Below are 14,129 nucleotides of genomic sequence, written 5' to 3'. Positions count from 1 at the left end.
GCACTCGACAGAGGAGACCGACATCCATGAAGGCCCTGGTGCTCTCGGGGGGTGCGGGCACGCGCCTGCGACCGTTCAGCTACTCGATGCCCAAGCAGCTCATCCCGGTGGCCGGCAAGCCCGTGCTGGAACATGTGCTGGGCAACATCCGCCAGGTGGGCGTCGACGAGGTCGGCATCGTGGTGGGCGACGGCGGCCCCGCGATCGCCGAGGCGATCGGGGACGGCGACCGCTTCGGCCTGCGGGTGACCTACCTGCCGCAGGACCAGCCGTTGGGTCTGGCCCACTGCGTACGACTGGCCCGCGACTTCCTCGGCGACGAGGAATTCGTCATGTACCTCGGCGACAACATGCTCCCCGACGGCATCCGGGACGTCGCTGCCGACTTCCGCCGACGCCGCCCAGCGGCGCACGTCGTCCTCCAGAAGGTCACCGACCCCCGGGCGTTCGGCGTCGCCGAGTTGGACACCACCGGGCGGGTGCGGCGCGTTGTGGAGAAGCCGCAGCAACCACGCAGCGACCTGGCGCTGATCGGGGTCTACTTCTTCACCGCCGCGATCCACCAGGCGGTCGCCGCCGTACGCCCCTCGGCCCGCGGCGAGCTGGAGATCACCGACGCGATCCAGTGGTTGGTCAGCCACGACTTCGAGGTCCGGGCGAGCGAGTACGCGGGCTACTGGAAGGACGCCGGCCAGCTGGAGGACGTCCTGGACTGCAACCGCCGGCTGCTCGGCGAGCTGCGGGGCGAGGTGGCCGGCGAGGTCGACGCGGACAGCCGGCTGACCGGCCAGGTGGTGATCTGCCCTGGCGCCCGGGTGGTCCGGTCGCGGATCGACGGACCGGCGATCATCGGCGACGGAACGCTGGTGGAGGACAGCCGGATCGGGCCGGGCACCGCCATCGGCAGCCACTGCGTGCTGCGAAACACCCGGCTGGCGGACTCCATCGTGCTGGATGGCGCCACCATCGCCGGGACCCCGGGCCTGCACGGCTCGTTGGTGGGGCGGTCGGCGGTCGTGGCCCCCGGTGGCGACCGGTCGTATCACCGCCTGGTCGTCGGGGACCACACCCGCGTCGAGATCGCCGACTGAGCGGGGCGGCGCCAGGTCCGGCGGATCGTCGCGCGGAGCCGCCGGGTCGGCGGGGCCGTGACGGCGTCCCGCCGGACCCGGCGCTCAGCCGTCGCCGGCACTACGGCGTCAGCTTCTCCAGCGCCGGGACCATGCACCCCCGGGTGGCGTCGGCCCGGGCCGGCGTCCCACGCCGGCCCGGGCCTCGGACGGTCCGGGTGATCAGTTGCCAGTGCCGCTCGCCGGCATCGGCTCGGCGGCCGGCGCCGGAGTGGTGTCCTCCGCGCCGTCGGGTGCCGGCACGGCGCCGGTCGGCGGCGCCTGGCGCAGCGCGAGGACGGCCACCACGGCCAGGCCGACGGCGATGGTCGCGGAGACCACTGCCACGCCGTGCAGGGCCGTGGTGAACGCGGCCCGGGCGGCGTCGAACAGGGCCGTCCCGACCACCTCCGGCAGCTCCGCGGCCGCCGCGGCGGCGCCGGTGATGTTCTCCCGGGCTGAGGTCGCGGCGCCGGCCGGCACTTCCGCGGGCAGCTCAAGCAGGTTGCGGTAGATGGCGGTTCCGACGCTGCCGATCACGGCAATGCCGAACGCCACGCCGAACTCGCCGCCGGTCTCGGACACCGCCGACGCCGATCCGACCTTCTCCGGCGGCACCGATCCGACCACCAGGCCGGTGCCGAGGGAGGCGAACGCGCCGGCGCCCAGCGAGACGATGGCGATGCCGATGATCGGCAGAGCCAGCGAGGCCGACTCCTCGACCCGGCTGACCACCAGGAAGCCGATCGCCGCGATGCCGAGGCCGGCGGCGAGCACCGTGCCGGGGCGTACCTTCTGCGCCACCCCGGGGGCCACCATCGCGCCGATCACCATGCCGACGGCCGAGATCACCATCAACAGCCCGGTCGACAGCGGCGACAGTCCCTTCACCAACTGGAGGAACAGGGTGAAGAACAGCGACAGGCCGGACATCATCGCGGTGCCGAACAGCATGATGGCCAGGGCGGCGCTGAACGAGCGGTGACGGAACAGGCGCAGGTCGAGGAGCGGCTCGCGCTGCGTCCGCTGCCTGCGCACGAAGACGGCGGCGAACACCAGGCCGATGACCAGGCTGAGCACCGGAACCAGCTCCCAGCCGGCCCGCGCCAGCTCCTTGATGCCGTAGATCAGGGACAGGATCGCGGCGAGGGACAGGACGACGCTGACCAGGTCGAGCCGCCCGCCCTCCGGGTTCCGGTACTCGGGTAGCAGCGCCGGCCCGGCCACCAGGAGCAGGAGCATGACCGGTACGGCCAGCAGGAAGACGGACCCCCACCAGAAGCTGGTCAGCATGGCGCCGCCGACCACGGGGCCGATGGCACCGCCGGCCATGAAGCAGCTCATGAACACTGCAATGGCCATGCCCTGCTGCTTCGGGTTGGGGAACATGTTGCTGATCAGGGCCAGCGCTGACGGCATCACGGTGGCTCCGGCGATGCCGAGCAGCGCGCGGGCACCGATGAGCATCTCGGCGCTGGTCGAGTACGCCGCGAGCACCGAGACGAGCCCAAAGCAGGCGGCACCGATGAGCAGCAGGCGGCGACGGCCGATCCGGTCACCCAGGCTGCCCATCGTGACGAGGAACCCGGCGGTCATGAAGCCGTACACGTCGATGATCCACAGCTGTTGGGTGCTGGTGGCCGCGAGGTCTGCGTCAAGCCGGGGCAGCGCCAGGAACAGCACGCTGATGTCCACTGACAGCAGCAGCGTGGGAAGGGCCAGGACCGCCAGGCCCAGCCACTCGCGCCGCCCCGCCAGCGGGGCTGGCGTGTTGTCGTTAACGTGCATCGGGGTCCCTCCTGGTCCACACAGCGGGCACAGGTGGACCTACGCACAGTTCTCGCTAAAGGGACAGATTGTCACGTCCGTCGTCCCGCGGCTTCTTCCAAAGTGCGCAATCCGGCGGGTGGGTCCTACGATCCGCTGCCCGCACCGCTGCCGCTCGGGGCGTGTTCAAGGATCATGGCTTTCCTCTCCGACTGGCGGTGCTGCCGGCCTCGCGGCCGGGACGGTTGACCGACGACGGCGACCGGTGCAGGCCACGCGCCGCCAGGGCCGCGACCGCAAGACCGGCGGCCGTGAAGCCAAGCACGCCGGCAGCGCCGGCCCCGGCGGCGACAACGCCGGCGGCGGTGGGGATCAGGAGTTGGCCGAGCCGGTTGCCGGTGAGTCTCAGGGACATCGCCCGGCCGCGCAGTCCCGGTGGTGCGGCCTCGGCGAGGAAGGACATGGTCAGGGGTTGCCCGACGCCGAGCCCGAGGCCGGCGACGGTGATGATGAGGGCCATCAGCCACAGCGGCATGGGGAGCAGCAGCAGCGCCAGGCCGACCGCGGCGAGGACGACGCAGCTGACGACGAGGGCGCGGGTCAGCCCCGGCTGGCGCAGCAGGTCGCGGACGCGGCCGACGGCCTGGTCACTGTTGGGCCGGCGCCCGGCCGGGGGCTTGAGGAGGCCTGCGACGGCCAGCAGCGGCAGGGTCAGGACGATGGCGCCCAGGAAGATCAGCTGGGTGTCCGGCAGCGGACGGGCACCGCCGAAGCCGATGATCAGCCCGGGTCCGACGGCTTGCCCGAGCGACGCGGCGAAGGCGTAGTAGCCGAAGGCAGCGTCGTACTGGTGCGCGGGAGGCCACCTACTACCGGCACGGGGGCATCATGCCCTACGTCCTGCGCACGATCTGCCGGCAGGACTCCACCACCGAATCATGATCGGCGACGCGCGGCTGTGCCCACCAGTGTCCCAGGAGCCCAGTCATCGCGCCGCCCAGTAGGTGCGCGTGTTGACGAACTCGCGCAGGCCGGCGGCGGCCAGTTCCCGTCCGTATCCGCTGCGCCTGGTCCCGCCGAAGGGCAGGCGTGCGTCGGAGGCGACCACGGCGTTGATGAAGGCGGCCCCGGTGGTGATCTGTCGGGCGAAGGCCGTGCCGTGTTCCGGGTCGGCGGTCCACACGCTCAGTCCGAGCCCGTACTGCGAGGCGTTGGCCAGCCGGACGGCGTCGGCCTCGTCGGCGGCGACCGCGACGGCGGCGACCGGGCCGAAGGTCTCCTCGTCGAAGGCGGGGATGCCGGGCCCGGTGTTCCCGAGAATGGTGGGCTCGAAGAAGTACCCGCTGCCGGGCAGGGCCCGTCCTCCGGTTAGCAGGGTGGCGCCGGCGGCGAGCGACTCCTCGACCTGTCGCCGGATGGTGTCGCGGAGGTCGCTGCGGGCGATCGGGCCGATGTTCGTGCGTGGATCGGTGGGGTCGCCGACGGTCAGGGCCCGGGTGCCGGCGACGAAGGCGGCGACAAACCGCTCCGCGATCGGCGCCTCGACGATGAAGCGCTTGGCACACACGCAACTCTGGCCGGCGTTGGTGAACCGGGCCCTGACCGCGGCGGCGGCAGCCGCGTCGACGTCGGCGTCGGCGAGCACCACGAAGGCGTCCGAGCCGCCCAGTTCGAGCACGGACTTCTTCACCGCGTGACCGGCGGCGGCTCCCACGGCCGCGCCGGCGCGGTTGCTGCCGGTCAACGTCACCCCGGCGATGCGGTCGTCGGCGATGAGCCGCCGGGTGACGTCGGGTACGCGGGGCTCCTCCACCACGATCGTCGTGAAGACGCCCACGGGCAGCCCCGCGGCCAGGAACACCTGCTCGATGGCCAGGGCGCAGCCGGTGACGTTCGGCGAGTGCTTGAGCAAGACCCCGTTCCCGGCGGCGACGGCGGGGATGGCAAAGCGCATCGCCTGCCAGAACGGAAAGTTCCACGGCATCACCGCGAGCACCAGGCCCATCGGCTCGTACGCGACCCAGGCGTCGACGCCGTCGATCCCCGCAGGCTCGTCCGCGAGGATCGTCGAGGCCTGCGACGCGTAGAACTCGCAGGCCACGGCCGACTTCTCAAGCTCGGCAGCCGCTTCGGCGCGTACCTTTCCCATCTCGTCGGTGATCAGCCGCGCGAACCGGTCCTGCCCGGCCCGTAGCGCGGCGGCGAGCGCTGACACCACCGCGAGGCGCTGGTCCAGTGGCGTCGAGCCCCACGCCGAGGTCGCGGTGTGGGCCCGGTCCAACAGCCGCTCGAGCTGGGTGTCATCGTGCGTGTCGTAGGTGGTCAGGGGCTGGCCGGTGGCCGGGTTCGTGGTGGTGATGCGCATGATCGCTGCTCTCGTCACGGGTTGCTCTGGCCGCCCTTGTCGTGCTCCGACAGATGCTCGAACGTCTCCCCGGTCGCGGTGATGGTGCGGGTGACGTCACGGCCGCCGTAGACCCAGTAGATCCGCATGATCCCGTCGCCACGGTTGAAGAACCGGTGCGGCACCCCCGCCGGCACCCACGTCGCCTGACCGGCGACCAGGTCGAAGTGGTCATCACCGATCTGCGCGGTCGCCAGGCCTTCGAGGATCAGCACCGTCTCCTCCACGTTGTGGCTGTGCAACGGCAGCCCGGTACCGACCTCGAACTGCGTCTGCCCCGTGGTGACCCGGTTGATCGCACAGTTCCACTTCCCGACGTACGGGATGGTGACGACGCCGTTGCCCCGGTCGAACGGCTCGACGGCCGCCGGGGTGATGAGCAGGTTCGGCTGGGGAGGCAGGATGGTCATGGCGGCCCTTTCAGTGAGCGCTGGACAGATCGGTGACGGGGGACGGTGCTGAGATGGCGGCGACGACGGCGGCCGCGAATTCGTCGGTGCCGCGGGTGCCGCCGACGTCGCGGGTGCGTCTGGCCGGGTCGGCTAGGACATCGTCGACGGCACGCTGGATCGTGGCCGCGGCGGCCATCGCGTCAGAGCGGTCGTGCCGGCGGCCGAACCAGTCGAGCAGCAGGGCGGCCGACAGGATGAGCGACACCGGGTTGGCCGTGTTGGTCCCGGCGATGTCGGGGGCGGAGCCGTGCTGGGCCTGCGCCACGCAGATGTCGTCGCCGACGTTGATCGCGCCGCCGAGGCCGAGGCTGCCGGACAGCTCGGACGCCTCGTCGGACAGGATGTCACCGAACATGTTCGTGGTGACGAGCACGTCGAAGGACGAGGGCCGGCGGATGAGCAGGGCGGCGGCCGCGTCCACGATCAGTTCCTCGAGTTCGACGTCCGGGAACTCGCGGGCCACCTCGCGCACCTCGCGTAGGAACAACCCGTCGGAAAGCTTGAGCACGTTCGCCTTGTGCACGGCGGTTACCTTCCGGCGGCGTTCGCGGGCGAGGGCGAAGGCGGTCCGCGCGACTCGTTCCGATGCCCGCGCGGTGACCTTCCTGATGGCGAAGGCGGAGTCCGGGTCGGGCATGAACTCGCCGGCACCGGCGAACATGTTGCGATCGGAGTAGAAGCCCTCGGTGTTCTCCCGGACGATCACCAGGTCCATCGGCTCCCGCAGGATCGTCAGGTCCGGCCGGGAACCGCACGGCCGGACGTTGGAGTGGAGTTCGAAGACCGTGCGCAGCTCAGCGGACGGGTTGATGCCGCCGTCGGTGCGGGGCGGGTAGTCGTAGTGGGACACCGGGCCGAGGAGCACGCCGTCCGCCTCCGGGATGCGGCGCATGACCTCGTCCGGGAGCGTTGTGCCCACCGTTCGCAGGCTCGACAGGCCGATCTCGCGCTCCTCGACGGCCAGGCCGAGGCCGAATCTCCGGTCGGCGGCAGCCAACACGTCGAGGGTGGCTCGGGTGATCTCGGGTCCGATGCCGTCGCCGGGGAGAACCAGAATTTTCATTCCTGGTCCCTAGGCGTGGTGGAAGAGGCGGGTGGCGAGCAGGTTGACCTGGCTGCCCGGCACGACGTGCTGGTCGGCCGCTGCCCGCCAGTCGGCGAAGTGGGGCGCGGCGCGGTGCGCCTCGACCGCCGCCTCGGGGACGCTACCGCCTTGCATACTTGTATACAAGTGTCCGTTGCAGAGAGGTTACGCCTTGACTCGCTCAGAGCCCCGCGCCTCCGGGGGATATTTCGCCTACATAGAGCTCAAACGGCGCATCTTGCACCTTGAGTTCGAGCCAGGGCAACGGTTGTACGAGCCGGCACTGGCGGAGTCACTTGAGGTGAGCCGCACCCCGCTACGAGAGGCGATCCGTCGCCTGATCGCGGAGAACCTCCTGACCCAACAGCCGACCGGCGGAGTCGTCGTGCCGGCCCTGGACCCCCGCGAGATCGCCGAACTCTACGACGTGCGGGCCGCGCTCGAAGCGCTGATGGCGCGCGAGGCGTGCCGGCAGGTCACAGACGACGACGTCCGGCAGCTGACCGGCATCGTCGAACGGAACGCGGCCCTGGTCAACTTCGCCGACGAGGCGATGACGACCGGCAAGAGCCTGCACGACGCCATCGCCAGAATCGCGAACAACAGTTGGGCCAGCCGGCTCCACGATCAGGTCTCCGACCACATGGTCCGGTACCGCCACCTGACCAACAGCACCCAACAGCGCCGCGAGGCGGCACTGGCCGAACACCGCGCGATCCTCGAGGCGGTCATCGGCGACGACCCGGAGCACGCGGGCCAGACCGCCTACGCACACGTCATCGCCGCACGGGACCAAGCACTGCAGGCCATCGGCACCCGCCTCGACGGCTGACCACCGCGCCGGGCACACTCCTCGCCTGAGTGCGGGTTGTTGCCGAAGGCCCAGGTCAGAGCTAGCCTTCTGAACATGTTTGGACAGGTGCTCAAGCTCAAGCACGAGCGGGTCGTCGAGCAGCTCGCCCGGGAGATCCGAGGCGGCCGGCTCGCCCGCGGCACCCAACTGCCCGGCGAGCACGCGCTCGCGACCCGGTTCGATGTGAGCCGGAACACCGTCCGTCAGGCCCTCACCGAACTCAGCCGGCGCGGGCTGATCGAGACCCGCTCCGGCAAGGGGTCATTCGTGACCTTCGACGGCCGGACGATCGACGACCGGCTGGGCTGGTCCCGCGCCCTCGCGGAGCAGGGCGTCCCGACAACCGTACGCGTCCTGCGTCTCGAGCTGGTCCACGAGCCCGAACTGGCGGAGCGGTTCGATCTGCCGTCCGCCGAATGCGTCGCCGTCGACCGGCTCCGGTCGCTCGACGGAGGCGCGGCCATCTCGATCGAGCGGAGCCGGATCCCCGCCGTCGGCCCGTTGCGCGAGCTGCCCGAACGCGGCCTCACCGGGTCCCTGTACACAGCGCTGCGCTCGGCCGGCCTCGTACCGACGCAGGGCGAGGAGTGGGTGGAGCTGGCCGAGGTCGCACCGCCGGACGCCCAACTGCTCGACTGCGCCGCCGGCAAGCTCTTCCTGCGCACCCGGCGGCTGAGCCGGGACGCGCGCGGTGAATTCGTCGAGCACGTGGAGAGCCTGCTGGACCCGGCACGGTTCCGGCTGCACCTGCGCTTCGGGGAGGCGTCGTGAGTACGCCGACGCCGGCTCGGTCCGCGACGCTCGAGTCGCGGGCCGTCGCCGCCCTGACCGGGCTCGCTGTCGGTGACGCGCTCGGCATGCCGACCCAGTCCATGCCGCGAGAGCAGATCGTCGCCCGCTACGGCCGGTTGACCGGTTTCGAGCCGGGGCCGGCGGACCAGCCGATCGCGCCCGGCATGCCCGCCGGGACGGTCACGGACGACACCGAGCAGGCACTGCTGCTCGGGCGGCTTCTTCTCGACGGCCGGGGCCGCATCGACGGGCATCGCCTCGCCCGGGAGCTGCTCGCGTGGGAGGACGACATGCGCCGGCGCGGCTCGCTGGACCTGCTCGGCCCGTCGACCCGGGCCGCGGTTGCCGCCGTGGCCGCCGGCCGCCCGCTTGAGGAAGCCGGCCGGTTCGGGACGACCAACGGGGCGGCGATGCGGATCGCCCCGGTAGGCGTCGCCGTACCCGCAACCGACCTGAACCGGCTTGTCGACCGGGTCGTCGAGGCGAGCTGGGTCACCCACAACACCGGCGTCGCCCTGGCCGGCGCCGCCGCCGTCGCCGCCGCGGTCAGCGCCGGCCTGGACGGCGCGGACACCGCGACCGCGACCGCGACCGCCGTACGGGCGGCGCAGCTCGCCGCGGGGCGGGGCCACTGGGTGGCGGCGGCGGACATCTCGGCCCGGATCGCCTGGGCCGCCGACCTGGTCACGGGACGGACGCCGGAGGCGGCGGCCGACCTGATCTACCGCCTGGTCGGGACGAGTGTGGCGACCCAGGAGTCCGTTCCGGCGGCCTTCGCGGTGCTCGCCGTGCACCCCGACGACCCGTGGCAGGCCTGCCTGCTGGCCGCGGGTCTCGGCGGCGACACCGACACGATCGCTGCCATGGTCGGCGCCATCGCCGGCGCCGGCCACGGTGTCGGATCCTTCCCGGACACCGCGCTGGGAACGATCGAGCAAACCAACCATCTCCCCTTGGCAGACATGGCGACACGCCTGCTCGCCCTCCGTCAGCCCCGCTGACGCCGGTACGCAGGGAAAGGCAGGACGACGATGTCCACGACGGAACCGGCTGGCACGAGCCCGGCCGACACCAACCGGGTCGGCGCCATCGAGACCAGAGGCATCGAACCGGTGCCCCCCGCCGAGCGCACGGGCCGACCGGGCCAGCTCTTCTGGGTCTGGTTCGCGGCCAACATCTCCATCCTGGGGCTGCCGCTCGGTGCCACCCTGGTCGCGCTGCGCGGCATGAACATCTGGCAGGCGCTGCTGGTGGCCGCGATCGGATCCTTCGGCTCCTTCGCCCTCGTCGGCCTGATCAGCGTGGCCGGGAAGTGGGGCGGGGCGCCCAGCATGACACTGTCCCGCGCGGTCTTCGGACCACGCGGCAACCACGGGCCGACGGTGGTCTCGTGGCTGTCCCGGGTCGGCTGGGAGACGGTCAACACGACAACCGCCGCGTACGCGCTGCTGGCGTTGCTGAACATCGCGTTCGGGCTCACGGCGAACCCCGTGCTGACGGTGATCTGCCTGCTCGCCTTCGTGGCGCTCACCCTGGTCGTCTCGGGCCTCGGGCACGCCACGCTGGTCTGGATCCAGCAGTGGGCGACGTACGTCTTCGGCGCGCTGAACGTCGTGGTCGCCGCGTTCCTGATCACGCGGGTGAACTGGCAGGCCGTGCTTGACGCCCCGGCCGCCCCGCTGAGCGTCGTCATCGCCGGAATCGGCGTGATCGCCGCCGGCACCGGCATCGGCTGGGCGAACGCCGGTGCCGACATGGCCCGCTACCAGCACCGGAACGTCTCGGGCGGGCGGATCGTCGCGGCCGCCTCGGCCGGCGCCGGAATCCCACTGTTCCTGCTCATCGGGTTGGGTGGCCTGCTCTCGGCCGGCGACGGCCACCTGGCCTCCGCCAGCGACCCCGTCTCGGCGATCCAGGTGCTGCTCCCGTCCTGGATGGCGGTGCCGTACCTGCTCGCCGCGTTCGGCGGTCTGCTGCTCTCCAACAACCTCTCGGTCTACTCCGCCGGCCTAACCATGATCACCCTCGGCATCCGGACCCGCCGGGTGATGGCCGTCGGCCTGGACATCGTGCTCACGCTGGCCGGTGGGATCTACTTCATGCTGATCGCCGGCAACTTCTACGGACCGTTCATCACCTTCATCTCGCTGCTCGCCGTGCCGATCACCGCGTGGGTCGCGGTGTTCCTGGCCGACATGCTCCGCCGGCGGGAGTACGACCCGCGTGGACTGATGGACACCACCCCCACCAGCGCCTACTGGTACCGGGGCGGGGTGCGCTGGACGGCCCTGCTGCCGTGGCTGGCCGGCACCGTCTTCGGCCTGCTCTTCACCACGGCCTCGACCTCGGCGGACGACGTCTGGTTCAGCGGCCCGCTCGCGGACTCCTGGCTGGGCACGAACGGCCTCGGTTGGGTCGCGGCCTTCGTCGTCGCCGGTGCCCTGTACCTGCTGCTCGCCGTGCCGAGCCGGCGGCGCGGCGGCGCGGCGGGGCGGACCGGATCCACCCCGCCGGAGGGGAACGCGCCGGCCGGCGACCAAACCGTCGCGGAGGCCCGGCGGTGACCGGGCGGCCGGCCCGCCTGGTGCACACCGGGAACGTCGTCGTCGACGTGGTGATGTACCTGCCGCGGCTGCCGGAGGTCGGCGGGGACGTGCTCGCCTCCGGCAGCCGGATCACCGCCGGGGGCGGGCTCAACGTCATGGCGAGCGCCGCCCGCCAGGGACTGCCCGTGGCGTACGCCGGGATGCACGGCACCGGACCGTTCGGCGACCTGGCCCGCGAACAGCTGGCCCAGGCCGGCATCGAACTCGTGCAGCCGGCGCTACCGGAGGTCGACACCGGGTTCAGCGTCGCGCTGATCGACCCGGCCGGCGAGCGCACGTTCGCCACCAGCGTCGGCGCGGAGGCGCGGCTCGGGCCGGCGGAGCTGGCCCGGATCGACCTGAGCCCCGGCGACGTCGTTTACGTCTCCGGTTACAGCCTGGCCTACCCGTCCAACGGTCCGGCGCTGGCGGCCTGGCTGCCGACGGTCGCCCCGGAGGTCACCGTCGTCGTCGACCCCGGTCCGCTGGTAGCCGAGATACCCGGTCCCGTCATGGCGTCCGTCTCGGAACGTGCCGACTGGTGGAGTTGCAACGAACGGGAGGCGCGGATCCTCACCGAGCACGCCGATCCGGAGGCGGCCGCCGTGTCGCTGGCGGCGCGCACCGGGCGTGCCGGCGTGGTGGTCCGTACCGGGCCGCAGGGCGCCGTCCTCGCCACCGACCACCGGTCCGTGCGCGTGCCGGCCTTCCCGGTGACCGTGGTGGACACCAACGGCGCCGGCGACGCCCACGTGGGCGCCTTCGTCGCTGCCCTCGTGAGCGGTCTCGACCCGGTCCAGGCCGTACGTCGTGCCAACGCCGCCGCGGCGCTGGCCGTCACGCGGCGCGGTCCCGCGACCGCCCCCACCGATGTGCAGGTCGACGAGTTGCTGGCGGGGCGCTCGAGCCGGTGACCGCCGCGCCGGGTGCCGCCGCAACCGGTGCCCGGCACCCCGGCCGGTCAGGCGCCGAGGAAGCTGTCGGTCACCCGCTCGAACTCTTCGGTGTGCGTCCAGATGAGCCCGTGGCCAGCAGCGCCGATGACCACCAGCTCCGCACCGGCGATGCCCACGTGGAGCATCCTCGCGTGGTGGATCGGCACCGCCTGATCATCCGAGGCGGCGATCACGAGGGTCGGACAAGTGATCTCCGCCAGCCGCCGCCTGCTGTCGAACGCCATCGTCTCCTTCCAGGCGGACACCATCAACCTGCGGTCCTGGTCCGCGATGAGCCCCGCGAGCCAGTCGGCACGTTCCCTGCCGAGCTGCGGCGCCGCCGGTGAAACGATCAACCTCGCCGACAGCCGCATGCCGAGAAGCTGGAGCACCAGCGGCAACAGGCGGCCCTCGACCTGTTCCCGCAAGGTCGCCATGTTGAACGCGAAGGTGCAGGCGAGTACTAGGCGGTCGCACCGGTCGGGAAAGTCGAGGACCAGCTGTTGAGCGATCGCACCGCCCTGCGAGTAGCCGAGCACGGCGGTGGACTCGATGCCCAGCTGGTCGAGCACCTGCGGCAGGTCGGCTGCCAGCTGCGTGGCCGCGTACGGCGGGGGAAGTCCCCGACTCCGCCCGTGGCCGCGCAGGTCGGGAACGATCACGCGATGCCGGGCGGCGAAATGCGCTATCACCGGCTCGAACATCTGGCCCGTGACCATCAAGCCGTGCACGAGCAGGAGCGGCGACCCCGATCCGTACTCGGTGAAGTACAGGCGCTCTGACGGTGATCGGGCAGCTCTCATGGCAGTCTCACGGCCCTTCCCCGCATGTGCCCGCGCGTACCGCTCGTGACTGAGGTTGACTCAGAACTTGACGACGCCGATCACGTTTTCCACCGGCACCGGTCCATTCTGCGAGGAGTCGTTGGCCGCCTCGCGGTAGTCGCCGAGAAGGTAGACCTCGCCCGCCGGCACGGTGATGGGCTGGAACTCCGTCTGAAGAACGGCACCCGGAAAGGCCGCATCCTGGACGTAGGGCTCGTCCTGCCCGTCGCCGTTACGGACGATCCGGCCCTCCGCGTCGCAGCAGGCGATGGTGTCGCCTGGCACCGCCACCACTCGAAAGATCCATGGCGGCTCCCCTTCGCCGTGATCCCAGGATTCCGGTGGATCGAAAACCACGACGTCGCCCGTACGCGGCTGGTAGTAGCCCGGCCTCACCACCTCGGCCGTGACGACCGAACCCGCAGTGATCGTCGGCTCCATCGCGCGGGAGCCCATCCGGTAGCGCTCGCCCCGGGCACCCTCGCCGAGCGACCCGCACGCGGCCAGCGAAACCACGAGTCCGACCAGGACGACGGTCTTGCGCATGCCCGGATCATGCCAGCCCGCTTCGCGTCACGATGTTCGGTCGGCCGTTCATGGAACTTCCTTCCCTACTGGGCGCGGTGTCAGTTTCTGCTCATGCCGGCTTTCGGGCAACGACGGACAATCCGCACGTTGTCGGTGCCCGCCGCCCTGACCGCAGGCAGTCACGTGGCGAGTACCAGATCGACCTACGTGTAAACGTGCTTGGTCCGGCCAGTCGACACCCGGACTGCCCGTGCCGGCGGAGGTCCGAGCAGCGGTACCTGGTCCTGCACGGTCAGCCCTACAGGGCCTTGGTCATGAAGACGCTGTTGGGGTCCTCCCGGTAGGAACCGAATGGGGAGCAGAAGACGAACCCTGCCTTGGCATACAGCGCTCTCGCCGGGGCGAAGAAATCCATGCTGCCGGTCTCCAGGGAGATCCGGCGAATGCGGCGGCCACGGGCATCCCCCAGCAGGTGCTCGAGGACCCGGGTCGCGATTCCCTGGCCTCGTCGCGTCGGATCCGTCCGCATGCTCTTGAGTTCCTCATGACCCGGCTCCAGTGCCGCGAGCGCGCCAGTCCCGACAATCCGGTCGCCAACGGACGCCACCCACAGGCGGACATCTGGTGCCTGCAGCCGACGGAGGTCCAGCGCGTGCCGGCTCTCCACCGGGGCTGTGGGCGCGAGGTCATCAAGATGCGCCCGAAGGAACGCACCCAGGTGCGGGTCAGCGAAGTCGGCACGCTCGATGCTCAGGTGCATGGTGGCATGTTGTCGAGACCCTGTTGCAATGACGTT

Annotated in this window: 15 protein-coding genes; 6 read left to right on the top strand and 9 right to left on the bottom strand. The window is 71.3% G+C overall.

All coding sequences use genetic code 11. The annotated features are described in order from the left end of the window. The first annotated feature begins 26 nt into the window (after positions 1-26). Entirely contained in the window at positions 27-1,091 is a 1,065-nt protein-coding gene (locus A6A27_RS20020) for a glucose-1-phosphate thymidylyltransferase (protein ID WP_073836145.1), read from the top strand. 201 nt (positions 1,092-1,292) lie between these two features. Here the strand turns inward: A6A27_RS20020 and A6A27_RS20015 are convergent, their stop codons facing one another. The 6 genes from A6A27_RS20015 to A6A27_RS19985 all read right to left on the bottom strand — a co-directional run bounded on the left by A6A27_RS20015 (position 1,293) and on the right by A6A27_RS19985 (position 6,951). Beyond that, positions 1,293-2,897 (bottom strand): MFS transporter, encoded by a 1,605-nt coding sequence (locus A6A27_RS20015; RefSeq protein WP_073836144.1) that lies wholly within the window; start codon positions 2,895-2,897, stop codon positions 1,293-1,295. Between the two features lie 172 nt (positions 2,898-3,069). Beyond that, positions 3,070-3,480 carry an MFS transporter gene (locus A6A27_RS46035; RefSeq protein WP_274534569.1) on the bottom strand — a complete coding sequence of 137 codons (411 nt, stop codon included), beginning with the start codon at positions 3,478-3,480 and terminating at the stop codon, positions 3,070-3,072. Positions 3,481-3,861: 381 nt separating this feature from the next. After that, positions 3,862-5,241 (bottom strand): aldehyde dehydrogenase family protein, encoded by a 1,380-nt coding sequence (locus tag A6A27_RS20000; RefSeq protein ID WP_073836141.1) that lies wholly within the window; start codon positions 5,239-5,241, stop codon positions 3,862-3,864. 14 nt (positions 5,242-5,255) lie between these two features. Then, positions 5,256-5,690: a cupin domain-containing protein gene (locus tag A6A27_RS19995; protein ID WP_073836140.1), complete on the bottom strand. Its 435-nt coding sequence runs from the start codon at positions 5,688-5,690 to the stop codon at positions 5,256-5,258. A gap of 10 nt (positions 5,691-5,700) precedes the next feature. Beyond that, positions 5,701-6,795 (bottom strand): isocitrate/isopropylmalate dehydrogenase family protein, encoded by a 1,095-nt coding sequence (locus A6A27_RS19990; RefSeq protein WP_073836139.1) that lies wholly within the window; start codon positions 6,793-6,795, stop codon positions 5,701-5,703. A 9-nt stretch (positions 6,796-6,804) separates the two neighbouring features. Next, on the bottom strand, positions 6,805-6,951 hold the full coding sequence (locus tag A6A27_RS19985) for a hypothetical protein (protein ID WP_198940370.1): 147 nt from the start codon (positions 6,949-6,951) through the stop codon (positions 6,805-6,807). A 19-nt stretch (positions 6,952-6,970) separates the two neighbouring features. On the opposite strand from A6A27_RS19985, the gene A6A27_RS19980 reads away from it, so the two are divergent. From A6A27_RS19980 to A6A27_RS19960, 5 genes are all read left to right on the top strand, one after another. Continuing rightward, positions 6,971-7,648, top strand: coding sequence for a GntR family transcriptional regulator (locus A6A27_RS19980; RefSeq protein ID WP_241825352.1), 678 nt, complete (start codon positions 6,971-6,973; stop codon positions 7,646-7,648). A 75-nt stretch (positions 7,649-7,723) separates the two neighbouring features. Further along, on the top strand, positions 7,724-8,440 hold the full coding sequence (locus A6A27_RS19975; RefSeq protein WP_073836137.1) for a GntR family transcriptional regulator: 717 nt from the start codon (positions 7,724-7,726) through the stop codon (positions 8,438-8,440). Then, positions 8,437-9,462: an ADP-ribosylglycohydrolase family protein gene (locus A6A27_RS19970; RefSeq protein WP_073836136.1), complete on the top strand. Its 1,026-nt coding sequence runs from the start codon at positions 8,437-8,439 to the stop codon at positions 9,460-9,462. Before A6A27_RS19975 ends, A6A27_RS19970 begins: the two co-directional genes overlap by 4 nt. 30 nt (positions 9,463-9,492) lie before the next feature. Next, positions 9,493-11,025, top strand: coding sequence for a purine-cytosine permease family protein (locus tag A6A27_RS19965; protein WP_083672721.1), 1,533 nt, complete (start codon positions 9,493-9,495; stop codon positions 11,023-11,025). Continuing rightward, the gene (locus A6A27_RS19960) at positions 11,022-11,960 is read left to right on the top strand and encodes a PfkB family carbohydrate kinase (protein ID WP_073836135.1); all 939 of its coding nucleotides are present in this window, start codon (positions 11,022-11,024) and stop codon (positions 11,958-11,960) included. Before A6A27_RS19965 ends, A6A27_RS19960 begins: the two co-directional genes overlap by 4 nt. 47 nt (positions 11,961-12,007) lie before the next feature. On the opposite strand, the gene A6A27_RS19955 is transcribed toward A6A27_RS19960, so the two are convergent. The 3 genes from A6A27_RS19955 to A6A27_RS19945 all read right to left on the bottom strand — a co-directional run bounded on the left by A6A27_RS19955 (position 12,008) and on the right by A6A27_RS19945 (position 14,093). Beyond that, a complete protein-coding gene (locus tag A6A27_RS19955; RefSeq protein WP_083672720.1) occupies positions 12,008-12,784 on the bottom strand; it encodes an alpha/beta fold hydrolase in 777 nt (258 codons plus the stop codon). Positions 12,785-12,844: 60 nt separating this feature from the next. Then, positions 12,845-13,351: a signal peptidase I gene (gene lepB / locus A6A27_RS19950; RefSeq protein WP_073836133.1), complete on the bottom strand. Its 507-nt coding sequence runs from the start codon at positions 13,349-13,351 to the stop codon at positions 12,845-12,847. A gap of 280 nt (positions 13,352-13,631) precedes the next feature. Then, entirely contained in the window at positions 13,632-14,093 is a 462-nt protein-coding gene (locus tag A6A27_RS19945) for a GNAT family N-acetyltransferase (protein ID WP_073836132.1), read from the bottom strand. Between the last annotated feature and the right edge of the window lie 36 nt (positions 14,094-14,129).

Source organism: Micromonospora sp. CB01531, assembly GCF_001905095.1.
Lineage (GTDB): Bacteria > Actinomycetota > Actinomycetes > Mycobacteriales > Micromonosporaceae > Micromonospora.
This window is presented reverse-complemented; position numbering and strand designations above follow the sequence as displayed.